Here is a 23426-nt window from a genome sequence, read left to right on the forward strand (position 1 = left end):
CCGTCATTCCTATAATGATAGAGAAGCATAAGAGACTATTCACATAGGGAGTTGTTGAGTGTGTCGAAACAAAGAGTTGCCGTTATTGGGGCAGGACCAGGTGGGTTGGCTGCAGCGATGCTACTGGCGCATCGCGGTGTAGACGTCACCGTATTTGAGAAACAACCGTTTGTAGGCGGAAGAACGTCGCGCTTAGAAGTAGGTGAATTTGCGTTCGACCGAGGACCTACGTTTTTGAATATGCCTTATATTTTAGAAGAAATTTTTGAAGAGACGGGACGTAATCTGCATGATTATGTCGAGATGAAACAACTGGAGCCGATGTATGATTTGTACTTTGACCGTGGGACGCGTCAACTCTCGATGACAACAGATCGTGATCAGATGTATCGCGCCATCGAAGAACAATTTCCAGGGAATGGCGAAGGTTACGAACGGTTCATGAGTGAACAGGCGATCAAACTGTCTAAATTGATGCCTGTGCTTCAGACCGCACATGACAAGCTTACCGACTATGTCTCGTTACGCGTGCTCAAGGCGCTACCGTTCCTCTCGATCGGTAAATCGCTTTATGACGTCTTGTCCGAGTACTTCACGAGCGAAGAGCTGAAGTATGCGTTCACGTTTCAGGCTAAATATTTGGGGATGTCCGCTTGGGAATGTCCGGGTGGATTCTCCATCTTGTCTTACATGGAACACGCCTACGGAGTGCATCACCCGATTGGCGGAGTAAACCAGCTGTGTCATGCGATGGCGAAAGTGATTGAAGAAGAGGGAGGCGTCATTCGTTTAGGCGAACCGGTAGAGCGTCTTCTCATGGATGATCAAAACGTGACCGGTCTCGTGTCCGGGAGTGTCCATTATGCGTTTGATGAAGTCGTGATTGGTGCTGACTTCGCACATGCGATGACGTCGCTCGTTCCAGACGGTAAACTAACGAAGTGGAGTCCGACTCAACTCAAGAAGAAGCGTTACTCGTGCTCGACATTCATGCTTTATCTCGGGCTCGACCATGTCTACGAAGATGTGGCGCATCACTCGATTCACTTCGCGGACGATTATGAATTGAATGTCAAAGAGATGACACAAGAATTGAAATTGAGCGAGGACTTCTCGTTTTATGTACAGAATGCCTCACGCATCGACCCGACACTTGCGCCTCCTGGCAAGTCATCGCTTTACGTTCTCGTACCGGTGCCGAACAATTTATCTGGCCTCCCGTGGGAGACGTTACAAGCGACCATGACAGAGCGCGTTCTCGACGCGCTTGAGACACGTTCCCCTTACCGAAACATCCGTCAACACATCGAGGTGATGGAGGCGTTGACGCCTGAGGACTGGGAAGCGTTTGGTGTATATGAAGGTGCAACGTTCAATCTAGGGCACAACTTATCGCAGATGATGTATTTCCGCCCGCATAACCAATTCGAAGAGCTCGACAACGTCTGGCTCGTCGGGGGGGGGACCCACCCAGGAAGTGGGCTGCCGACCATCTTTGAATCAGCGCGGATCACGACGAACCTTTTGCGTGACCGGGCAGGTGTCGGCCGATGAATATTAGCTTTGTCGGAGCAGGGGTCGGTACACTATATGCCGCCCTCTTATTGACGAAACGCAATCCGTCACTTCAAATCACTATTTATGAGAAAGAGAACCGGGTCGGTGGACGCTTGAACTACGTTGAATTCGATAATGGGGCGAAAGTCGATGAAGGTCCAACCATCGTCTTATTGCCGAGTAAACTGAAACAACAACTGATTGAGGCGGGTCTTCCTGAACATGAAGTGGAGTTGATTGAAGTCGATCCACTTTACCGCTTACGTTATCAAGACGGGACATCATTCTATAAATATCGGGAAATCGAGAGACAGGCGGAAGAAATCGAACGAACTTTCGGCGAAGGAGATGCCTTCCGTCAGTACATGTCCCAAAAGAAAGAAGAGTATCGGATTGGCTTCGATACGTTTTTAGATCGTAGTTATGCCTCAAAAGCGGAGTTGTTCGAGCCTAAACTACTTCTCCTTCTCATGCGGTTAAAAGCATATGAGACGGCTCATGCGAATATGAAACGCTTCTTTGAAGACGAACGTTTACGTGTCGCCTATAGTTTACAAACGCTCTATATCGGCGGAAATCCTTATGCCACTCCTTCGTTATATGGACTCATTCCTTATCGTGAACAAGAAGAAGGAGTCTGGTATGTAAAAGGAGGATATTTTTCGCTAGCGACGAAAATGGAACAAGAGTTGAAGCGTCGAGGTGTTCGTTTCGAGATGAATGCTACCGTCAATCGTGTCCATGTCACGGACGGGGTGGCCAATGGAGTCACGGTAAATGACGAATATGTACCGTATGATGCAGTCGTCGTGAACGGTGATTTTCCACTCATGGAGCGCCTGATTGATGGTGTGACGCCAAAGACGTATGAACCGTCAAGCGGTACGTTACTTCTTTATTTCGCCGTCAACGGCGAACTCGACTTACCGGTTCACCAATTCGATTTACCGAATGATTTTGAAGGATCGATGCGTACGATCTTTGAGGATGGTAAACTAAGTGAGTATCCAGCGATGTACACCTTTAATCCATCGCGAATGGATGCAACCCTCGCGCCAGAAGGAACGAGTGTATTATATGTTCTTGTCCCGGTTCCTCGAAAATTGGAACGAGAAGACTTTGAGGCACAAGGGACAATCGAACACCTATTAGGAAGAATCGAGGCATTCATGCCTGATTTCCGTGAACGCGTCATCGAGATGAAAGTCCGGACACCGATGGATGCTGAGCGATTCGGATTGTTCGAAGGAGGAAGTTTTGGGATTGCACCAAAGTTATCTCAGTCAGCCGCCTTCAAACCACAAGCGAGACCATTCTCGAAAATCGAACGCCTCTATGCGGTGGGCGCATCCGTCCATCCATGCGGTGGCGTCCCCATCGTTATGATTGGGTCGCAATTACTTGTGAAAAAAATGGAAGAAGAAATGGGGGCAATGCATCGTGACGACACAAGAAGCGTATCGTCAATGTGAGGAAATCATGAAGAAGGGCTCGTTAACCTTTTACCGGGCCTTCTCTTTGCTCTCAAAACCAGACCGTCAAGCGGTCATGGCAGTATATACTTTCTGTCGCACCCTCGATGATGCGGTCGATGAATCAGACCGTCCAGAAGAGAGTTTGGCAGAATTTTTGCATGACTTCGACCGCTTTTTAGCTGGTTACGACCAAGATGAAGCACTATGGGTTGCCCTTCGTGATGTGTGGAAACGCTATGACATGGACGTCGAACCATTTTTTGAATTGGCGGAAGGGATGAAATGGGACTTACATAAGTCGCGGTATGAAACGCTCGAAGAGACCGAGCAGTATAGCTATTATGCAGCGAGCACGGTCGGTCTGATGCTGCTCCCGATCCTTGTCCCAAATCAGGACGCTTCGACGACACGTCAGCTAAGGCAAGGCGCCATCGACCTTGGCATTGCGATGCAGTTGACCAATATTTTACGTGATGTCGGTGAAGATTTGAATCGAGACCGCATCTATTTACCCCGTACGATGATGCGTCAGTACGGTGTGAGTGAAGCGATGTTACACCAACGAGAAGTGACCCCTGTCTTTATCGATCTATGGGAAGCGTTGGCGAATCGTGCAGAGTTCTTGTATGAACGGGCACGCGAAACCCATCATCTGTATCCACTCGCGAGTCGAAAGCCGGTACAAGCAGCGGCTCTTCTCTATGAAGGGATTCTTGATGCGGCACGTGCGAATCGACATGACGTCTTCACAAAACGGGCATACGTATCGACCTTACAAAAAGGAAAGTTGTTGGCAAAACTATAAGTAATCTGATTCCCTGTAGACGCTCGAAGGCGTCTACAGTTTTTTGCGTACAAAAAAACCACTTTTGGCGGGGGACCAAAAGTGGCGTAAGCGTTATGTGATTCATTCATCGGGGAAATGAATGAATCGATTTGTGATGAAGCCCTAAAGATGTGCCGGGATTCATGGGGAATGAATCAGTTGGGACATCTTCGTCGAAACAGGATGCTTGATGGACTAAGGGGGAACATCATACGCAAGCTGTCTCAACTACGGGATACGAGTGGGGAAACTCGCTCATCACTTTTTCTCGGGTGTGACAAGTTCAAAACGCGATGAGGCTCGGGGAAGCCATTCGATCGCTACAGGTGTAACAAACGTTACAGAACTGCTTGAACTCGAATATGATATTATCACGTCTTTCAATTGTCGACAAGTGTCGAAACTCGCGTTCACAAAATGTTCATATTGTCAGAGGTATGTCCTCTAACATCGATCGTGCGGCGAATTGTCCTGAAAGCGTCACCATCGGACTGCCACCGCCAGGATGAGTCGAGCCACCAGCAAACCAGATGTTCGATATGTCTGTCGACCGCGGTGCGGGACGGAAAAACGCTCCTTTTTTCGAGTTGGCCGATGTGCCATAAAGTGCGCCATAATACGCATAAAAATCGCGAGTCAAATCTTGTGGGGTCACCCGTTTGTGGTAAAGTACCTCTTCTTCTTCCCAATCTACACCGAACATACGTAATCGTCTGCGAATCAGATGCTCATACGTATCTGCATCAATTTCGGTCAGATGTGCTGGCGCATTGACGAGGATGAACAGGTTGTCTCCTGCCTCGCCCATCGACGGATCGGTGGCAGAGGAATTCGAAATATAGATTGTCGGCTCGTCCGCATACCGCTCTTCTTGGAAGAGTGCCTGGAATTCCCGTTCATAGTCGTCTGAGAAATAGACGTTATGGTGTGCCAGGTTCAATCGTTTGGACAATCCGACCATCATGACGAATGCGGAAATGGAAGGTTCGACGGTGTCGCGTGTCGGGACCGGGAAAGATGGACGGTCTTTTGCGTCGACGAGTCGTGGGTATTGCGTCAAGAGTTCACCGTTGAGAAGAACGGCATCACACGAGATGACTTCTTGGTCATCGACGACGACCTCATGTGCCTTTCCGTTCAACACATCAATTTTCGTCACTTCATGACCGAGTCGGAACGTCACTCCGAGTTCGCTCGCCCGTTTGGCGAACCCTTTTGCGATATTCCAGTTTCCACCTTTCGCAAAATAGACACCTTCATTCAATTCCAAATGTGCGATAAGGGCGAACGTACCTGGCGTCACGTATGGGCTGCTACCAATGTACGTCGCATAGCGGTCGAGCGCCTGAATAATGCGTGGGTCCTTGAAATACTTCTTGTGAAGGGCGTGCAAACTTTGAAGTGGATGCACTTTGACCATGTCCGCCCAAAGACCGGGATCCAACTTTGTGTCCATTTGTGTGAAGAAGCGTTTATTCGCAATATCGAACAGCTTTTCCGCTTCATCTAGATAGGCACGCATCTGATTGTGTTTCAACTGGTCACCGGTCAAACGCCGTACTTCGACCTCAAGTTTTGCCCGATCGGCACTGAACGTGAAGGATGAGCCGTCTGAGTAGTGATTGACCGTATGTTGGTCGAGCTTGATTAACTCAAAATAGTCATCTGGATTGGCCCCACTATTTCGAATGACCGAACGAAATACGTCCGGCATCGTGATCGTATTTGGACCAAAGTCGAACCGGTGACCGTCGGTGATAATGGGCATGAGTTTACCACCGACATGTTCATTCTTTTCAATGACCGTGACGTCATACCCTCGTGCTGCGAGTGTGACGGCGGCGCTGAGTCCACCGAGACCAGCTCCAATCACTACGATTTGTTTCATACAATTGTCCCCCTTTAGACGTCTGCTTAGGAATAGTGACGACCTTTCCACGAGATGGGCAACCGTCTCCATTTACGAATGACGGCGTTCGCGAGTAAGGCCAAGTAAGCGATTAAACTGAGTGGATGATACCATGTACCGGACCCATTTGATTTTAGATCGACAGCTAGACGCGCGAGGAGTACGAAAAGAGCTGCGCTAATCGTCTGCCAACTCGGTGAAAAGATCCAAGCGAGCATAGCCGTCAACTGGACGCCGTAATATGTCATGAAGTACAAGGCGAGTCCTACTGATTCATTCATTCCCTTGAATACGTTCTTTGAAAACCCGGTCCACACTTCTTCATTCGTTTCATACATGTCGCAGGAGATGAACGGGGAGACTTGTACGAGTGACGTGACTTTTTGATGACGTTTGAACGTTCGACATAAATCGATATCATCGATTAACGACGTTCGAATGGCGGCATGCCCGCCGACTTCCTCGTAGCTGCTCCGCTCGACGAGTACGTTCATGCCATTTGCCGCGGCAAATGCGGGGTGTTTCACTTTACGCCAAAACAAAGGCAGATGTTGAGCGATGAGCACGTGTTGCATCGGAATCAACAATTTCCCGAGAAATGTGGACGTCGGAAATTGAGGAAAGCCTGATAAAAAAACGGCCTGCTCTCGAGCGAGCGTGGCATGCATGCGGGCGATAAAGCTTGAATCGATCGTGACGTCCGCATCTAAAAAGAGAAGGTACGGTTCAGTCGTGCGTGAGGCGAGTTGATGACAGGCATGAACTTTCCCGGCCCAGTCATGAGGCAAAGGAACGCCTTGGATGACGGTAAATCGGATATCGTTACCGATTGCGCGATTCAATTTTTCATATGTATCATCCTCGGAGCGGTCCTCGTAGATATAGACATGAGTCCCATCCGGTATCGCCTGCTTTAAATTTGAAATCAGTCGATCGACGTGACGCGACTCATTGCGCATCGGGATGCAGACGGCTGTCGCCGGTGTGCGTCCTGGGTCGGCGAGCGGTCTCAAGAACAAAAGATTGATCAAGGTAAAGATAAACATCGAGAGGGTGAGCATCCATAAGATCATGAGCGTCCCCTCCCTAGTCGGAACATCGTTTCTGTCCATTCAGCAAGATTGCGACGTGGTCGAAAGAGAGGGATATAGGCATCAGACCGAACGATGGCGTCTTGTCGCACATCGTCATAGAGCGCTTCAAGTGCTTGCGCGATTTCCTGCTTTTGAGCTCGTCGTGTCGTCGATGTCACCACTATTGTACGAAAGCGGACATATACGAGGGGTTCCGCATGGTTCTCAAACGAATAGTACATGGCGCATAACTGGACGGGCCGATCGTTCAGTAACAACGTCGCGCCCGACTCGATTTCGACAGGTCGAAGTTCCTGCGGCATCTCTTGTCCTTGAGGGAACATCCAGACGGATTTCCCGGACGTGAGCAATTCATTCGCATAAGCCAGTGAGGCCCGTACATCGGAGAGACTACCTTTTTTCACCGAAAAGGCACCGAGGTGTCGAAAGAACGGGAAGCGACGTAGTCCGTCCTCGTCCATCAACACATGAATATCGTGCCGTAAAAAGTGTTCATTGATCATATACATGATGAGACCGTCCCACCACGCGCTATGTGTACTTAAAAATAATCCCGGAGTCGGAACGTCGTCCGTTCGAATATAAATGTTATGGAACGTGGGACGTATTTGACGTTCTCGCACGAACGTCGAGAACAGGTTATTGAACCATTTCTTTTTGTGTGACTCGATCATCGCGACCTCTCCTTTCAAGTAGAATCACTCCGGATGTGAGTATGCTGAGGAGCCCGATGCCATAGAGACCGGCATTGACAGCCGTGACACCGAAGAGCGCGTGAAGCATGACGAACAAATAGACGCCGTGCTGGATGAACAAGGAATCAACAGCTCGTTCGTGACGCTGTAACAACCATGAGAAAATAAGGGATAACCCGAACCAACCGATAAAGTTTTGTGTCGGGATATCATAATATAAGCCGTCATTCGCCCATTCCCAGTAGCCTTTCACATTTGCCGCCACCGGATCGATTGCCATATCAAGCCACACGGCGAGAATTGGGACGAGCCATAAAATATTGTGGCGGAATTGGAAGAGACGGGCCACGGCAAAGCTAGATCCAATCACGGCAAGCCATGCCGCACCGATAGTGACAGGGACTCCAAACACTGTCGGACCGAACGCCTCAGCGTAGACGTATTCGCTGAACGGGAACCCTGTTTTCACACCGAGAGTCTCGACGGCGATTGAACCGAAGAAAATAAACGGAACAATCCAAGCGCCTTGCCGGATCCCTTGATAAAGAATCGTTCCGCCAATCGCCCCGGCTAGCCATAAAAAGACGGGGTTTGCCCATTCTAGCCAAGGCGGAAGCAGGTCGAATCCAACTAAAATCAACCCAATGAAATACCAAACAATAAACCATTTCCAAATAAACGGATACACTTTCATTCCATCACCTCTTCTTTCATTCTAAAGCTCATCGAAGTCTTCGTCTAACAAATGCATGTACAAAAAAGAGCCTCGCTGAACGAGACTCTCAATTGGCCATCCGTTTCCGTCTTTTCACGAACGAGAAGGCGATGAATAAGACATAGAACGGGACGGCGATGAACCAAAATGTCGGCCATTCTTTCCAACGGGCGAACATCATATACGTCACATAGACGAGGCTGATGGTAATGATGAACGAGTGACGTGGCAATGGTACATCTTTAAAACTCGGGATGCGAACACGGCTGACCATCAGTAGGGCGAGCCCCGTGAAGAAAATCGGTGTCAACAGTTCGCTGACGCGGTCACCGAACGTCGTGATGACAGCGAGAAGTCCCCCGGCGGCCGTAATCGGGACACCAGAGAAGTAACTCGCTGCAACGTTTGTCGCAGATAAATTGAAGCGAGCCAGGCGATAGGCGCCGAATAACGGGAAGAGTGCCGCAAAAAACAATCCATAATTGCCGTAATCAATAAAGAAGGTGTAATAAGCGAGCATCGCCGGTGCGACCCCGAACGTGACGATGTCAGCGAGTGAGTCCAATTCCTTTCCGAAATCGCCAGCGACCCCGAGCATACGGGCGAGGCGCCCGTCTAAACTGTCGAGCATCATCGCGATGATGATTAACAGTGTGGCGTTTGAGAAGTCACCACGTGCGGCGTAGACGATGGCGACGACACCACAAAATAAATTTCCGAACGTAAAGGAGTTTGGGACCCACGAACGGATACGTTCTTTCCACATAATTTTGCCCCCAGTAAGGTCATTGGCTGAACCAGTGCCCGTTTGTAAATTGCAGTAAATCTTCAGGTGTTAATTCGATTTGATAGCCGCGTTTTCCGGCAGAAATGGTGATCGTCTCTCTGTCTTGAGCTGCTTCGTGCAGATAGACAGGGAACGGCTTCTTCGCCCCAATCGGAGAGACTCCTCCTCGAATATAACCGGTCAATGTCTCGAGCTCTTTCATCGGGACGGTCGATGCTTTCTTCGCCCCCCAAGCTTTTGCGGCTGCTTTTAAATCGATGTCACGCTCTCCAGAGATGAGAAAGAAGGCATATTGCTTTTTCTCGTTCATGAGGCAAATCGTTTTATACAGTTCGTCGAGCGGTTTATTCAATGTCATCGCCACATGTTTGGCCGAGACATCGGTTTCATCCACTTCGTACGTATGATAAGTGAACGGAATCTTCTTCTGTTTCAGTTGCCGAGCGGCGTTTGTCAGTTGCATCTGACTCATCCTTTCGTGACCGACTTCTTTTAGAATAGCAAATCAACCAACTTCCCGGCAATTGAACTTCAAAAAACTTTTCAGTAAAGGAAGGAGTTTGAAGCAACGACGAAGAAATGAACAGTGATTCATTTTGAAGGGGGAATGAAAGTGGAGACGATTCAATTGACGACACACAATGGGGTAGGGTGGTTGAAACTGAACCGACCTGAAAAGCTGAACGCGTTGAATGAGACGTTGCTTCGTGAAATGAAAACGGCAATCGACACATTTGAACAGGACGACGCGGTTCGTGTCATCGTCCTTGTCGGCGAGGGACGAGCGTTCTCATCTGGACAAGATTTAACGATCGAGAGCGATGCGGACTATGGGGAATATCTAGAAGACGTGTATCATCCACTCGTACGTGCGCTTTTTTCGTGTCGAAAACCGCTCATCGCAGGGATTCACGGTGTCGTGGCTGGAGCAGGACTCAGCTTGGCACTCGCGGCAGACGTTCGAATTGTCGCCAAGTCGACGAAGTTCAGTTCGGCGTTCATTAAAATCGGATTGGTCGCGGATGCGGGCGGTCCATATCACTTACGTCGACTCATGCGCGACGACCTCGCGTTAGATTGGCTCTGGAGTGGCAGTACGATTGATTCGGAGACCGCGCGTACATTCGGGCTCGTCACCGAGCTCGTGGAAGATGCGAGTTATACGGAGCGATTGACTTCATATGCGGAGACACTCGCTAGGAAATCACCGGTCGCTGTTCAAGGGATGAAGGCGCTCATGCGAGCCGCTTCATTTGAGGATGGATTGAATGAAGAAATCGAATGGCAACGGAAGTGTGGGGACACGGACGTGCACCGCCAAGCGATGCAGGCATTCTTGATGAAATGAAAAAAGCGGCCGCGGCCGCTTTTTTACGTGGTTGATTTTGCTTCGAACTGGAAGCCCTTTTGTTGCCACGTCCCGTATTTCCAACGACGGAACGCGAAGAATCCGCGGAACCACTCATCGAGGGAGAAGGCGAGCCAAATCCCAAGGATGCCGAGCCCCATTTGAAGACCGAACAAGTAGCTGAACGCCACGGCGACACCCCACATCGAGGCGATCCCGATCATGACCGGGAAGCGGACGTCCCCTACAGACTTCAATGATCCCATCAGGACGATATTCATGGCGCGACCCGGCTCTAAAATGAGCGTCGCCCATAAGATGGGCACACCGACCGCGATGATGTCAGGGTTTGACGTGAAGAGACCGAGTAGTGATTCGCTGAACACCGCTAAACCGAGAGAGGCGACGAAAGATGCGAACATGGCGATCTTCAATGTCTTGACGGCACGATGATAGGCTTCTTTGAAGCGTTTCCCTCCAATATCCCGTGCAATCAAAAGCTGGGTTCCTTGCGCGACGGCGACGGTGAACAAGAAGGCAAGCATTGACAAGTTCATCACGTACACGCGAGCAGCGAGGGAAGCCTCGCCCATCGTCGCGATAAATCCAGTGATGATAATTTGGGATGCCTGATACGATAAATTCTCTCCGGCAGAAGGGACTCCAATCTGAAGGAGTGACTGGATGTCGTCTTTCTTCGGACGAATCACTTCTTTTAACGGGAAGCGGATCATAAGCTTCCGCTTGACGAGCCAGAACAAGAGAACCATGGCGGCGAATCGTGCGATCACGATGGCCCAAGCGACACCGGCAACACCCGTGACCGGAAGTCCGAACCAGCCGGTAACAGCGAAGATGGCACCGACAGCGGTGATGATATCAATCAGAAGCGTCGCGAGCATGGCGTGTTTCGTCATACCGTGACTCCGGAGGATCGAACTGAGCGCCATGATGAGCGCTTCAGTGAATAACGACAAGCCGACGATTTGCAGGAACAACAGCCCGTGCGCAAACAGTTCGTCCGATAGACCGAACAGGCGTAAGAACGTTTCACCGAACAAGAAGATGACGACGACCATGATCGCACCGAGCCACATATTCAAACTGACAGCGGAGCGGGCGAAGTCACGACTCTTCTTCATGCGCCCAGCACCGATGGCCTGACCGATCAAAATGGTCGCCCCGACAGACGTCACACTGAAGACAATCAAGAACACGTTTAAGATTTGGTTGGCAACCCCGACGGCCGAAGCGGCAGCGTCTGAGTAGTGAGCGAGCATCAATGTGGCGATGATCCCGGTTCCCATATGGAGGGCAAGTTCGATGAAAATCGGCCACGACAGTTTGAACAGGGTGAGCTGTTCCGTTTGTTTCGTCTGCATGTAGTGTATTCTCCCTTTTCTCTATAATTCTTTCTGTTAACTATTTGTTTTATAAAAATGTCAAAGGTCATCTTACTCCTTATGAAATGAAAAAGAAAGGGGTTTGCTAAATTATTTTCAACAAAAAAATCACCCGAAGGAATCAGGTGATTTTCGAATTTATTTCAATTTCAGAATAGCAGCACTGAATGGCGCCAGTTCGATTTCGAGTGAGTCAAGGTCACGGTCATGCAAGAGGTCCGTGGCTGCTCCTGTATAACCGAGCGGATTGAGTTTCGAGGCAGAGTCTGAGTTGTTGAAGTAAACCAAGTATGTCTCATCTTTCGTACACCGCTCGATGATGACTGCATTGTTCGCATCGTCGACCAGGTTGAAGCGATATGAGCCGGCATTGGCGAGCGCAGGGTGTTCCTTACGAAGCTGGATGAGCTTTTGGATGTAGCGGAAGAGATTACGGTCTTCTTCGGCTTCATCCCACGGCATACAGCGACGGCAACCTGGATCTTGTTCGCCTTCGAGTCCGATTTCGTCCCCGTAGTAGATACATGGGCTACCCGTATAAGTCAGCATTGAAGTCATCAAGAGTTTGAACTTGCCTTTATGTCCTTTCGCTCGTGTCAACGCGCGGGGGGTGTCATGCGAATCAATCAAGTTGAACGTGACTTCGTTGACGTTCATCGTGTTCATCATCTCGACACGCGTCAATTCATTGCGGAACTCAGAAGCGGTCGTCCGGTCGAGTGCGAAATAGTTCAAGCTCGCGTTCGTGAACGGATAGTTCATGACGGCATCGAACTGGTCGCCTTGTAGCCAAGGTTGTGAATCGTGCCAAATCTCTCCGAGAATATAAGCTTCCGGGTTCGCATTTTTGACGGCCTTACGGAAGTCACGCCAGAATGCATGATCGACTTCGTTGGCAACGTCAAGACGCCATCCGTCAATGCCGAATTCTTCGACCCAGTAACGGGCGACATCTAATAAGTAAGCTTTTAATTCGGGATGTTCTGTATTGATTTTCGGCATGTTCTTTTCAAATGCGAACGTATCATAGTTCGGCTTCGGTTCTGTGACAACCGGGAAATCGCGAAGGTAGAACCAATCACGGTACTCAGAGGACGGACCGTTTTCGACGACGTCTTGGAACCATGGGTGATGATATCCGACATGATTGAAGACTGCGTCGAGCATGACTTTGATGCCGTTCTCGTGCAAGAGGTCGACCATCTCTTTAAATTTCTCTTTCGTCCCGAACTGTGGATCGATTTCCATGTAGTCGAGCGTATCGTACTTATGGTTTGTCGTCGCTTTAAAGATCGGGCAGAAGTAGATGCCGGTGATCCCGAGTTCGACTAAATGATCGATATGGTCGATCACTCCTTGGAAGTCGCCACCGAAAAAGTTTGTCGTCGTCGGCTCTGTCGAGTTCCATGGGAGCGTCTCTTCAGGATCGAGCGAAGCATCGCCATTTGCGAAACGGTCCGGGAAGATTTGATACCAGACCGTATCCTTCACCCAAGAAGGCGAATGGAAGATATCGATTGGATTGATGAATGGGACACAGAAGTAGTAACCCGTATCATCGAGCGGCTTCTCTTCGAACCATCCTTTTTCGGTATAAACGGCCGTCTCTTGTCCATCATTCAAACGGAAGCCGTAACGTAGACGTCGGAACGGCGGTTTGATGGAGATGAACCAATAGTCGTAGGCGTCGTCAAACCCGATTTTCTCCATTGGAGTCTCGTATGTACGCCAGTAGCTCGGCTTATCCGGATCGAAGTTCCACATGGCTGGGTCTTCAGCGTGCCAATCATAAGGGTCGTTCCAAATCAAATCGACAGATTCGATATCGCCTCGCTTCGTATGGAAACGAATGTGGATTGTCTCGCGATCATATTTGTAGACGAACGGGGACATGGCACGATGATAAATCGCTTCTTTCATCATAAGGAAAACATTCCTTTCTTTATAGGGGATGACATCATTTTACAACATCGGGAATCAAAGAGAACAGATGTTGCGAAAACGTTTGCTCAAGCAAAGGTTAATAAAGCGTTTACATTTTGTCAATTGCTGAAACGCATAAAAAGTGAAGAATTGAGAACAAACATTTGAAAATTACATAAATGGGTCAACAGACGTAAAAAAAGTGTAAAAAAAGACTTGTAAAACGCTTTCACAACTGTATAATAAAAATTGAGGTGAGGATGCAAACGTTTTCACTACCGTGTCAATTTCGTAGCGGAGTTTTAAAATTGACGTGGTCGTGCGATTGCGCAAATCTGACCATACTATTTCCTTGGGGAGGTTTTTCATCATGAAGATGAAAAAAATGGTAGCAGGACTTTCAACAGCAGTATTCGCATTCGGTGCACTTGCTGCATGTGGTGGCGGAACGGACAACGGATCTTCTAACGAAGGTGGTTCTTCAAGCGAGAACAAACCTGAAAAGATCGTCATCTGGGAAGACATCGAAAAGTCTGAAACAACGAAAGAAGTTGCGAAGGCGTTCGAAGAAGAGCATGGCGTAAAAGTTGAAGTTGTCGAAGTACAGATGACAGACCAAAAAGACAAGCTCGCGCTTGACGGTCCAGCTGGAAAAGGTCCAGACATCGTGCTCGTACCACACGATCAGATTGGTACAATCGCAGACCAAGGACACTTGGCTCCAATCGCTGACGAAGGATCGCTTGACGCGTTCACAGACGCTGCGAAATCAGCTGTCATGTTCGATGGACAAGCTTACGGATATCCAAAATCAGTTGAGACACCAGTTCTCATGTATAACAAAGACTTGATGGCTGAAGCTCCAGCATCTATGGACGACCTTTACAAGTTGTCAAACGATGTAAAAGCTGACGGCGAGTACGGATTCCTTGCACTTTGGGATAACTTCTACTTCGCACACGGTGTTGTCGCTGGATTCGGCGGATACGTGTTCAAAGAAGACGGTGGCGCACTCGACCCAGCGGATATCGGTTTGAACAACGAAGGCGCAGTTGAAGGATTCGAATACATCGGTAAATGGTACGAAGAAGGCCTCTTCCCTAAAGGATTGATCGGAGAGTCTGGCGGCCAAGCGATGGACCAACTCTTCACTGAGAAGAAAGCTCACTCAGTCATGAACGGACCATGGGCTGTAGCTGGTTACACAGATGCAGGCGTGAACCTCGGAGCGGCTCCAATGCCAACACTTCCGAACGGTGAGCCAATCAAGACGTTCATGGGTGTGAAAACATATGCCCTTTCAGCTTACACAGAAAACCAAGAGTGGGCTGAAATGTTCCTTCAAGAGTTGACGAATGAAGAAAACGCATTGGCAATGTTTGAAGCATACAACGAGATCCCACCAGTAGCAGCACTCGAGTCGAACGAGACAATCACGTCGAACGAAGTTGCGAAAGCGGTATTCGACCAAGCAACAAACGCAATCCCAATGCCGAACATTCCTGAAATGGGACAAGTTTGGGAGCCAATGGCTCAAGCGCTTCAGCTTGTAGCAACTGGTAAACAAGATGCACAAAAATCTGCAGATGATGCAGTGAAAGTCATCGAACAACAAATCCAAGCGAACAACCAATAAGGAATTGAGATGACGGGGTACGCCACATGGCGTTCCCCATCATTTTCTAGCATTGAGCAAACGTTTGCTTGATTGATTTGCTCAAATCGAAAGGAGAAACTGAGGATGGCTGCAATTGCGAACCCTAAATCACCGGACCAACGCCCGGACAAGCCTACAAACCATGCTCGGAACGCGGGACTACTTTCCATCATTCCGGGACTCGGACAGTTATACAACAAACAATACGCGAAGGCGGTAGCGTTCTTTATCGTCGTCGTATCTTATTTTGCCGTAAACTATGATCTATTTTTCAAAGGGGCGGGCGCCGGACCAGGTGACCGTGGAGGACTTTGGGGATTGATCACGCTTGGTGAAGTGCCAGGACCTCGTAACGACCACTCCATCTTCTTGATGGTCGAGGGGATTGTCGCGTTAATTTTACTTTTCTTCGGAATCGCGTTCTATGTTTGGAACATTCGTGACGCCTATCGTGTCGGTCGCGCTCGTGATCAGCATCTAAACCTTCCATCGTTCCAAATGCAACTTCGCAACCTGCGTGACCATGGATTCCCATACTTAATGTTAATCCCATCACTCATTTTGTTAGTGTTTACAGTTATTCTTCCATTGATCTTCACGTTCTTGATCGCCTTCACGAACTATCGCTATAACAACGCACCACCAGCGAAACTCGTCGAATGGGTCGGATTCGAGAACTTCACGCGTATCTTTGAAATTGATATCTTCCGTGACACGTTCGTCGGGGTACTCGGCTGGACGCTTGTCTGGACGGTCGCTTCAACTACAGGTGTCATCGCGATTGGAATCTTCCTTGCGGTGCTCTTGAACCAAGAAGGACTTCGCTTCCGTCGTTTGTTCCGTTCGATCTTGATTCTTTCATGGGCGGTCCCAGCATTCATCACGATCTTAATCTTCCGCTCGATGTTCAACGAGTCGTTCGGGGTGTTCAATACGACAATCTTACCGGCGCTCGGTCTTGACCCAGTCAACTGGATGACCGATCCGACGGCGACACGTACGGCACTCGTTCTCATTCAATGGTGGCTCGGCTTCCCGTTCATCATGACGCTCATGACGGGTGTGCTTCAGTCGATTCCTGGTGACTTGTATGAAGCAGCGACAATTGACGGAGCGACGATCTTTGATAAGTTCCGCTTGATCACATTGCCGATGCTCTTGTTCGCAACTGCACCGATCTTGATCACGCAGTTCACGTTCAACTTCAACAACTTCAACATCATCTATCTCTTTAATGGCGGTGGCCCTGCTGTACCTGGACAAACGGCCGGCGGTACCGACATCTTGATTTCTTGGATTTACAAATTGTCTCTCGGTGCCAACCCGCAATACGGACTTGCGGCTGCGATCACACTCATCTTGTCATTCTTCATCATGACGCTTGCCGTGATCCAGTTCCGTCGGACAAAATCTTTCAAAGACGAGGATATGATCTGATATGAAAAAACAAAAACGAATCAATTTGGCGATCTCGTATGTCATCTTGACGCTTGCGTCGATCATCATTCTCTATCCGATGCTTTGGGTTGTCGGCACATCGTTCAACCCGGGGCGTACGATTACGTCAACGATTATTCCAGCAAATCCTACGTTCATTCACTACAAAAACTTGTTTGACCTAACGATTTCGGATTATAGTTTATGGTATGTGAACACGTTGAAAATCGCTTTCATCACGATGGCACTCTCAGTCGTCTTGGTGACGATTACTGGATACGTCTTCTCACGTTACCGCTTCGTCGGACGGAAGAACTCGCTCGTCTTGTTCCTCGTCCTTCAAATGGTGCCACAGTTCGTTGCGATCATCGCGATTTATGTGTTGCTCAACATGCTCAATCTTCTTGACACACATACAGCGCTCATCTTGCTCTATGCGGGTGGTGCGATTCCGATGAACACGTACTTGGCGAAAGGGTACTTCGACACGATTCCGAAAGAACTTGACGAAGCAGCCCGCATGGATGGTGCTGGTCACCTCCGAATCTTTTGGCAAATCATCTTGCCGCTCGCGAAGCCGATTGTCGCAACGATTGCTCTCTTTAACTTCATGGGACCATTCAACGACTTTATCTTGGCATCGCTCGTCCTTCGTTCACCAGAGAAACAAACATTGGCAGTTGGTCTTTACAACATGATTTCGAAACAGTTCGATAATAACTTCACGTTATTTGCGGCAGGTGCAGTTCTATCAGCCCTTCCAATCGTCATCTTGTTCTTCATGTTCCAACGCTACTTCGTTTCTGGCCTCACAGCGGGTGGTACGAAAGGATAATACTCGTAAAAGGAGGAAGCGATATGAGGCGAGGCGTCGTGCTCGTGCTCCTGTCGCTTCTTTTGTTTCCGACCGTCGTCGGAGCAAAGGAAGCCGCTACTTGGGAACAAGAACGCATGTATTTTATTATGGTCGACCGATTTGTTGACGGAAATCCGGACAACAATGAACAGGTGGACAAAGATGATCCGAAAGCATTTCACGGTGGTGATATCCGTGGAATCATTGAGAAGCTCGATTATATCGAATCACTCGGCTTCACATCGATTTGGCTGACGCCCGTTTTTGAGAATATGCCGGACGGTTATCACGGGTATTGGATTAAAGATTTCTATAACATCGATCCACAGTTTGGAACGAAAGAGGATTTACAGGAACTCGTTCAGGAAGCGCACAAGCGAGATATGAAAGTCATTCTCGACTTCGTCGTCAACCATGTCGGTCCGAACCACCCGTGGGTTAAAGAAAAGCCGGAATGGTTCCATGAACAGTTACCGATTGTATTTTGGAAAGACCAGGAGCAAGTCGAGACGCACTGGTTGTTCGACTTACCTGACTTCAAAACAGAGGATCCGGAAGTCAAATCGTATTTGATTGATGCGGCGAAGTACTGGATCGAAGAGACGGACATCGACGGCTATCGCCTCGATACGGTTCGTCACGTCGATAAAGCATTCTGGAAAGACTTTGTCGAAGGTGTGCGGTCGGTCGACCCAGACTTTTACTTACTCGCCGAAGTGTTCGACCCAGATCCGCAATACGTCGCGCAATATGACGATCTCGGGTTCAACAGCATCACAAACTTTACATTTTATGACCGTGTGTCGAAAACGATGACGCAACAGCAAGCGAACGTCGACGAGATTGACGTTACCGCAAGCTATGCCGAAACGTTCTTCAACGACCCGAACCAGATGGCGACGTTCCTCGATAATCACGATGTCGAACGCTTCATGCATATGGCGGAACTCGGTGGTGTGGAATCGGTGGAACGACGCTTACGCCTCGGTTTGTTCGCGCTTTATGCGTCACCTGGTATGCCGATCGTCTTCCAAGGGACAGAAAATGCGCAGACCGGTGGAGCCGACCCGGCGAACCGTGTCATGACGGAATTCCCGGGAAATGAGGAGTTGCATGAATACGTCGCGACCATGAACCGCATGCGGGAAGAGTATCCGGTCTTTGCGACAGGAGAGCAACGCATGATCGCCTCGGAAGATGGGATGGCTGTCTTCGAACGGAAAGACGGAGATGACGTTGCGCTCTATGCAATCAACATGAATCGTGACGATCGAGAGATTGAGATCGATGTCAGTGAAATCGGGGAAGATATGAGACTTCGTGGTCTTTTATTCTCACAACTGGTCACAGATCAGCGTGGAACGTTTACAATTGAACTATCTGGTGAAAGTGCGAACGCTTACATCGTTGAGGAATCTTCGGTCAATCCGTGGATGATGGGCTTGCTCGTCGTTACGATTCCGATTTTCTTGACTGGTTTGGTCATGTGGAAGCGCCGCAAATAAAGACATGAAACGCCGCAAGGCACGAATCGAACTCACGGAAGCAGGGGGGAACACCATGCAAATTACAATCAAAGATGTAGCGAAGCACGCGAACGTCGCGCCGTCGACAGTCTCTCGCGTCATCGCCAACAGCCCAAGAATCAGTCAAAAGACAAAAGAACGGGTCAGAAGTTCCATGGAAGAACTCGGGTATCATCCGAACATTCATGCGAGAAGTCTCGCTAACCGCTCGACACAGTCGATTGGTCTCGTCATGCCGAGCGCGGCAACAAAGACGCTTCAAAACCCGTTCTTCCCGGAAGTGCTACGAGGAATTAGCACGAAGGCGCACCAGAATGGATACTCGCTTTATATGACGACCGGCGTGACAGAAGAAGAAGTTTTGTCCGGTGTGATCGAGATGGTACAAGGACGCCGTGTCGACGGTGTCATCGTTCTTTATTCACGTGAAGACGACCAAGTCGTCCAATACTTACGTCAAACGAAGTTTCCGTTCGTCGTGGTCGGGAAGCCGTTCGGGGACGCTTCTTCCATCACTTACGTCGATACGGACAACTATTTGGCGGGTCGTGAAGTGACGAAACACCTTTATAACTTAGGTCATCGTCGCATCGCCTTCATCGGGGGCTCGGATAAACTCGCCGTCACACAAGATCGTCGGAACGGATACGCGACGGCCCTCATGGAAGCAGGCATTCCGGTATGTGAAGATTATATCGCCCGGGCTGAATTCATGACGAAGGGCGGCGCGAAGGCCGTCCGTGAACTGTTACAAAATGAGGAACCACCAACAGCCGTCGTCGTCAGTGACGATATGATGGCACTCGGCGTCATCAGCACATTAAGCGAGATGGGGCTCAAAATCCCAGATGACGTCGCGGTCGTCAGTTTCAATAACGTGTATATCGCGGAACACTCGAACCCGCCACTCACGTCGGTCGAAATTAACATCTTCGGTCTCGGTTTCGAGGCGACGAACTGCTTGATTGAACAAATCAGTGATAATGCACCCCCTTATGGGAAGCGTGTCATCGTGCCACATTATCTGGTCGTCCGCCAATCATGTGGGCAGAAGAAGAGTAAGGCAACCGAAACATTAGAATCGAATTCTTGATTTACCAGACGATTTCGCCAGAGCGGAGTCGTCTTTTGCATATCCTTTTGATTGAAGCTTCATGAAGTAGGGAACATCTTTCTCGAAGGAATCGAAATCGAAAGGATGGATAGAGATGAGTGAAAGACGATTTGTCGGAACATTCGATACGAAAGAAAGTCTACTGTCTAAGATCAATGAGCTGAAAGAAAACGGCTATGATGAAGGGGAACTATTTGTCGTGACGGAGCGGGATGAAGCCGTTCACGTTCTTAAACGAGAGACGGACCTAAACATAGAAGAAGGTGACACATCCTGGTTAGACAACCTCAACGGAGGGGGAAGCGAGGGTCGGGATACGAAACAGGCGCTTACCGATTTAGGGATCGCGGACGACGAAATCGAACAGGCGCATGCTTCAATCAAGCAAGGAGGATACGCGCTCGTCATCGACGAACCCGATACCGGATTCAATGATGGGCGAAGTGCGGTATTCGAGGGACACGAAGCGAATGCGGCATTTGGTGAGAATCCGGAAAATGGACAGAAAGATTGATTGAAACCGTCTCAATTTGAGGCGGTTTTTTTGATTGTAAATTGTGATGAAAAAAAGAAAGAAAAAGTTTTATGCAAACGATTGCATTCTCGTTTCAGTTGTGTAAAATGAAAGGTGAGATTAAATACAGCGCTTTCATAGACAAACGGTTGCATGAACTAGTTGTCCGTCGAAGGTAGCCTTGTAGAGAAAAAGGAGTGGCAGACAGATGAAACGATTGTTTGCAGTCGATGAATGGAAAGTAACAGAGGAAGGTCTTCACCCGAAAGAGAACCGTCTTGCAGAATCCATCACATCGCTCGGGAACGGGCATATGGGGATGCGAGGAAACTTTGAGGAAGATTACTCGAATGATACGCACCAAGGATTCTACGTGGCGGGCGTCTACTACCCGGACAAAACACGTGTCGGTTGGTGGAAGAACGGATACCCTGAATACTTTGCCAAAGTGTTGAATGCGACAAACGTAATCGGTCTCCGCGTGGTCATCAATGGTACACCGGTCGACTTGGCGAAATGGGAAGTGAAAGATTTCACCCGCGAGCTCGACATGCAGCGTGGTGTCCTCACACGGACGTTCACCTTGATGAACGGGACAGAAGAGACGAAAGTGGAAGTCGTCCGCTTCTTCTCAATCGTGGATAAAGAAGTCTTGGCAATCCGTTACAACGTCACACCAGTCAACTACGAAGCAAAAATTGAGTTCACTCCATATTTAGATGGCGATGTCGTCAACGAAGACTCGAACTACGATGAGAAGTTCTGGCTTCCGGTCGATCGTGGTGTGGAAGAGCGTTTCGCTTTCGTTACGACGAAGACGAAGAAACTCGACTGGCATGTCACGGCATCGATGATTGCGGACGTCGAAGGCGCTCGTTGTGAAGTGCTTGAAGCGACAGATTTGTTTGTTGCCAACAAATTCACGGTCAACGTAACGGCCGGTGAGACAGCGACAGCCTACAAGTATGTGTCGGTCGTCACGAACCGCGACCACGAGGTTGAGGCATTGCAGTCAGCTGGGATGACACGTGTCGAAGCGGCGTTTGAAAAAGGATTTGAGACACTTCTCGCTGAACAGACGGAAGCATGGCTCGCACGCTGGGAAGATGCGGATGTTCGTATCGATGGAGACATCGAGGCACAACAAGGAATCCGTTTCAACATCTTCAACATGTATCAAACATATACAGGTGAAGATTCACGTCTTAACATCGGTCCAAAAGGATTCACAGGTGAGAAGTACGGCGGTGCGACGTATTGGGATACTGAAGCCTACTGCCTGCACTTCTATTTGGCGACAGCCAAACCAGAAGTCTCATGGAACTTGCTCAAATACCGTCACAATCAACTGCCACAGGCAAAAGAGAATGCTATGAAGAATGTCGGTATGGAAGGCGCGCTTTATCCGATGGTCACGATGAATGGGGAAGAGTGCCACAACGAGTGGGAAATCACGCATGAAGAGATTCACCGTAACGGTGCGATTGCCCATGCCATCTTCAACTATACGAACTTCACAGGCGACAAGTCGTACCTTGGACAATACGGATTAGAAGTATTGGTCGAGATCTCGCGTTACTGGGCTAGCCGCGTCAACTTTGTCCCGCACAAAGACGTGTATATGATCCTAGGCGTCACAGGTCCGAACGAATATGACAACAACGTCAACAACAACTGGTACACGAACTTGATCGCCGCATGGACGCTCGAATATACGCAGGAAGTGTACAACTACTTGAAAGATGCAGAACCTGCACGTCTCGAAGAGCTCGTGTCGACACTCGGCATCACGGATGCTGAACTTGCGAAGTGGGCGGACATCCAAACGAAGATGTATTATCCAAAAGATGATCTCGTTCCAGATGTTTTCATGCAACAGGACGGATTCATGGATAAAGAGCAGATTTTGGTGAAAGACCTCGATCCGAAACATCTTCCACTCAACCAAAACTGGTCATGGGATCGCATCCTTCGTTCGAACTTTATCAAACAAGCTGACGTCCTCCAAGGACTCTATACGTTCGGTGACCGCTTCACGGTCGAACAGAAACGTGCAAACTTTGACTTCTACGAGCCACGCACGGTTCACGAATCGAGCTTGTCACCATGTGTCTACTCGATCATTGCGGCAGAAGTCGGTTATGAAGACAAAGCGGTCGAATTGTACCAACGTTCGGCGCGCCTTGACCTCGACAACTATAACAATGACACGGAAGACGGATTGCACATCACGTCGATGGTCGGTTCGTGGATGTCCATCGTTCATGGGTTCGCTGGAATGCGCATTCAAGAGGATAACCTCTCGTTCAGCCCGATGACTCCGAAAGATTGGAACGGTTACTCGTTCAATATGCTCTGGCGCGGCCATCACTTGACGGTCACATCATCACGTGAACAAGTGACAATCAAGCAAACAGGTGGTACAGACGTGACAATCCATGTGTATGGAAATGCGGTAACGGTTCCTGCGAATGAATCGATTACAATCGAGACAGTGAAAGCGTGACCAATCGTTTCATACGAACAAGCCGACCTCGGTCGGCTTGTTTTTGTGTGAAAAACTTATCGGATTTCCTGCATATTTGCTGTA

The 23426-nt window shown here is 49.0% G+C and carries 19 protein-coding genes; 11 read left to right on the forward strand and 8 right to left on the reverse strand.

Annotated elements, in window-relative coordinates; all coding sequences use genetic code 11:
* Positions 1–60: 60 nt before the first annotated feature.
* The 3 genes from OKS35_RS00400 to OKS35_RS00410 are packed head-to-tail and all read left to right on the forward strand — an operon-like array spanning position 61 to position 3837.
* The gene (locus OKS35_RS00400; RefSeq protein ID WP_214691224.1) at positions 61–1554 is read left to right on the forward strand and encodes a phytoene desaturase family protein; all 1494 of its coding nucleotides are present in this window, start codon (positions 61–63) and stop codon (positions 1552–1554) included.
* The gene (locus tag OKS35_RS00405; protein ID WP_264092271.1) at positions 1551–3029 is read left to right on the forward strand and encodes a phytoene desaturase family protein; all 1479 of its coding nucleotides are present in this window, start codon (positions 1551–1553) and stop codon (positions 3027–3029) included. Before OKS35_RS00400 ends, OKS35_RS00405 begins: the two co-directional genes overlap by 4 nt.
* Entirely contained in the window at positions 2998–3837 is an 840-nt protein-coding gene (locus OKS35_RS00410) for a phytoene/squalene synthase family protein (RefSeq protein WP_264092272.1), read from the forward strand. Before OKS35_RS00405 ends, OKS35_RS00410 begins: the two co-directional genes overlap by 32 nt.
* 442 nt (positions 3838–4279) lie before the next feature.
* Here the strand turns inward: OKS35_RS00410 and OKS35_RS00415 are convergent, their stop codons facing one another.
* The 6 genes from OKS35_RS00415 to ybaK form a co-directional block, all read right to left on the reverse strand.
* Positions 4280–5746, reverse strand: coding sequence for a phytoene desaturase family protein (locus tag OKS35_RS00415; protein ID WP_264092273.1), 1467 nt, complete (start codon positions 5744–5746; stop codon positions 4280–4282).
* Between the two features lie 26 nt (positions 5747–5772).
* Positions 5773–6840 (reverse strand): glycosyltransferase, encoded by a 1068-nt coding sequence (locus OKS35_RS00420; protein ID WP_264092274.1) that lies wholly within the window; start codon positions 6838–6840, stop codon positions 5773–5775.
* Positions 6837–7535: a lysophospholipid acyltransferase family protein gene (locus tag OKS35_RS00425; protein ID WP_264092275.1), complete on the reverse strand. Its 699-nt coding sequence runs from the start codon at positions 7533–7535 to the stop codon at positions 6837–6839. The genes OKS35_RS00420 and OKS35_RS00425 overlap by 4 nt, the downstream gene beginning before the upstream one ends.
* Positions 7501–8250 carry a carotenoid biosynthesis protein gene (locus OKS35_RS00430; RefSeq protein ID WP_264092277.1) on the reverse strand — a complete coding sequence of 250 codons (750 nt, stop codon included), beginning with the start codon at positions 8248–8250 and terminating at the stop codon, positions 7501–7503. Before OKS35_RS00430 ends, OKS35_RS00425 begins: the two co-directional genes overlap by 35 nt.
* Positions 8251–8338: 88 nt before the next feature.
* Positions 8339–9037 carry a CDP-diacylglycerol--serine O-phosphatidyltransferase gene (gene pssA, locus OKS35_RS00435; RefSeq protein ID WP_031421233.1) on the reverse strand — a complete coding sequence of 233 codons (699 nt, stop codon included), beginning with the start codon at positions 9035–9037 and terminating at the stop codon, positions 8339–8341.
* A gap of 19 nt (positions 9038–9056) precedes the next feature.
* Positions 9057–9521 carry a Cys-tRNA(Pro) deacylase gene (gene ybaK, locus OKS35_RS00440; protein ID WP_264092278.1) on the reverse strand — a complete coding sequence of 155 codons (465 nt, stop codon included), beginning with the start codon at positions 9519–9521 and terminating at the stop codon, positions 9057–9059.
* A 144-nt stretch (positions 9522–9665) separates the two neighbouring features.
* Between ybaK and OKS35_RS00445 the strand changes: the two genes are divergently transcribed.
* A complete protein-coding gene (locus tag OKS35_RS00445; protein WP_264093046.1) occupies positions 9666–10406 on the forward strand; it encodes an enoyl-CoA hydratase/isomerase family protein in 741 nt (246 codons plus the stop codon).
* A gap of 23 nt (positions 10407–10429) precedes the next feature.
* Here the strand turns inward: OKS35_RS00445 and OKS35_RS00450 are convergent, their stop codons facing one another.
* Positions 10430–11788: an MATE family efflux transporter gene (locus OKS35_RS00450; protein WP_211781580.1), complete on the reverse strand. Its 1359-nt coding sequence runs from the start codon at positions 11786–11788 to the stop codon at positions 10430–10432.
* A 159-nt stretch (positions 11789–11947) separates the two neighbouring features.
* A complete protein-coding gene (locus OKS35_RS00455; protein ID WP_264092280.1) occupies positions 11948–13732 on the reverse strand; it encodes a glycoside hydrolase family 13 protein in 1785 nt (594 codons plus the stop codon).
* A 370-nt stretch (positions 13733–14102) separates the two neighbouring features.
* On the opposite strand from OKS35_RS00455, the gene OKS35_RS00460 reads away from it, so the two are divergent.
* The 7 genes from OKS35_RS00460 (at position 14103) to OKS35_RS00490 (ending at position 23342) form a co-directional block, all read left to right on the forward strand.
* The gene (locus OKS35_RS00460; RefSeq protein WP_074037640.1) at positions 14103–15368 is read left to right on the forward strand and encodes an extracellular solute-binding protein; all 1266 of its coding nucleotides are present in this window, start codon (positions 14103–14105) and stop codon (positions 15366–15368) included.
* Between the two features lie 105 nt (positions 15369–15473).
* Positions 15474–16826: a sugar ABC transporter permease gene (locus OKS35_RS00465; protein WP_015880983.1), complete on the forward strand. Its 1353-nt coding sequence runs from the start codon at positions 15474–15476 to the stop codon at positions 16824–16826.
* Between the two features lies 1 nt (position 16827).
* The gene (locus OKS35_RS00470; RefSeq protein WP_074037639.1) at positions 16828–17661 is read left to right on the forward strand and encodes a sugar ABC transporter permease; all 834 of its coding nucleotides are present in this window, start codon (positions 16828–16830) and stop codon (positions 17659–17661) included.
* A gap of 23 nt (positions 17662–17684) precedes the next feature.
* Entirely contained in the window at positions 17685–19187 is a 1503-nt protein-coding gene (locus OKS35_RS00475) for an alpha-amylase family glycosyl hydrolase (RefSeq protein WP_264092282.1), read from the forward strand.
* Between the two features lie 55 nt (positions 19188–19242).
* On the forward strand, positions 19243–20301 hold the full coding sequence (locus OKS35_RS00480; protein WP_264092283.1) for a LacI family DNA-binding transcriptional regulator: 1059 nt from the start codon (positions 19243–19245) through the stop codon (positions 20299–20301).
* Positions 20302–20416: 115 nt separating this feature from the next.
* Positions 20417–20836 carry a general stress protein gene (locus OKS35_RS00485; protein WP_264092284.1) on the forward strand — a complete coding sequence of 140 codons (420 nt, stop codon included), beginning with the start codon at positions 20417–20419 and terminating at the stop codon, positions 20834–20836.
* 208 nt (positions 20837–21044) lie between these two features.
* Positions 21045–23342 carry a glycoside hydrolase family 65 protein gene (locus tag OKS35_RS00490; protein WP_264092285.1) on the forward strand — a complete coding sequence of 766 codons (2298 nt, stop codon included), beginning with the start codon at positions 21045–21047 and terminating at the stop codon, positions 23340–23342.
* Positions 23343–23426: the final 84 nt, after the last annotated feature.

The sequence above is a fragment of the Exiguobacterium sp. N5 genome (assembly GCF_025842465.1).
In the GTDB taxonomy this organism is placed as follows: Bacteria; Bacillota; Bacilli; order Exiguobacteriales; family Exiguobacteriaceae; genus Exiguobacterium; species Exiguobacterium profundum.

Bases quoted from the DNA above. Each gene is read 5' to 3' on its own strand.
- OKS35_RS00485 (WP_264092284.1), top strand. From the start codon at position 20,417: ATGAGTGAAAGACGATTTGTCGGAACATTCGATACGAAAGAAAGTCTA.
- OKS35_RS00460 (WP_074037640.1), top strand. From the start codon at position 14,103: ATGAAGATGAAAAAAATGGTAGCAGGACTTTCAACAGCAGTATTCGCA.
- OKS35_RS00445 (WP_264093046.1), top strand. From the start codon at position 9,666: ATGAAAGTGGAGACGATTCAATTGACGACACACAATGGGGTAGGGTGG.
- OKS35_RS00465 (WP_015880983.1), top strand. From the start codon at position 15,474: ATGGCTGCAATTGCGAACCCTAAATCACCGGACCAACGCCCGGACAAG.
- OKS35_RS00490 (WP_264092285.1), top strand. From the start codon at position 21,045: ATGAAACGATTGTTTGCAGTCGATGAATGGAAAGTAACAGAGGAAGGT.
- OKS35_RS00475 (WP_264092282.1), top strand. From the start codon at position 17,685: ATGAGGCGAGGCGTCGTGCTCGTGCTCCTGTCGCTTCTTTTGTTTCCG.
- OKS35_RS00480 (WP_264092283.1), top strand. From the start codon at position 19,243: ATGCAAATTACAATCAAAGATGTAGCGAAGCACGCGAACGTCGCGCCG.
- ybaK (WP_264092278.1), bottom strand. From the start codon at position 9,521: ATGCAACTGACAAACGCCGCTCGGCAACTGAAACAGAAGAAGATTCCG.
- OKS35_RS00470 (WP_074037639.1), top strand. From the start codon at position 16,828: ATGAAAAAACAAAAACGAATCAATTTGGCGATCTCGTATGTCATCTTG.
- OKS35_RS00425 (WP_264092275.1), bottom strand. From the start codon at position 7,535: ATGATCGAGTCACACAAAAAGAAATGGTTCAATAACCTGTTCTCGACG.
- pssA (WP_031421233.1), bottom strand. From the start codon at position 9,037: ATGTGGAAAGAACGTATCCGTTCGTGGGTCCCAAACTCCTTTACGTTC.
- OKS35_RS00455 (WP_264092280.1), bottom strand. From the start codon at position 13,732: ATGATGAAAGAAGCGATTTATCATCGTGCCATGTCCCCGTTCGTCTAC.
- OKS35_RS00405 (WP_264092271.1), top strand. From the start codon at position 1,551: ATGAATATTAGCTTTGTCGGAGCAGGGGTCGGTACACTATATGCCGCC.
- OKS35_RS00415 (WP_264092273.1), bottom strand. From the start codon at position 5,746: ATGAAACAAATCGTAGTGATTGGAGCTGGTCTCGGTGGACTCAGCGCC.
- OKS35_RS00420 (WP_264092274.1), bottom strand. From the start codon at position 6,840: ATGATCTTATGGATGCTCACCCTCTCGATGTTTATCTTTACCTTGATC.
- OKS35_RS00430 (WP_264092277.1), bottom strand. From the start codon at position 8,250: ATGAAAGTGTATCCGTTTATTTGGAAATGGTTTATTGTTTGGTATTTC.
- OKS35_RS00450 (WP_211781580.1), bottom strand. From the start codon at position 11,788: ATGCAGACGAAACAAACGGAACAGCTCACCCTGTTCAAACTGTCGTGG.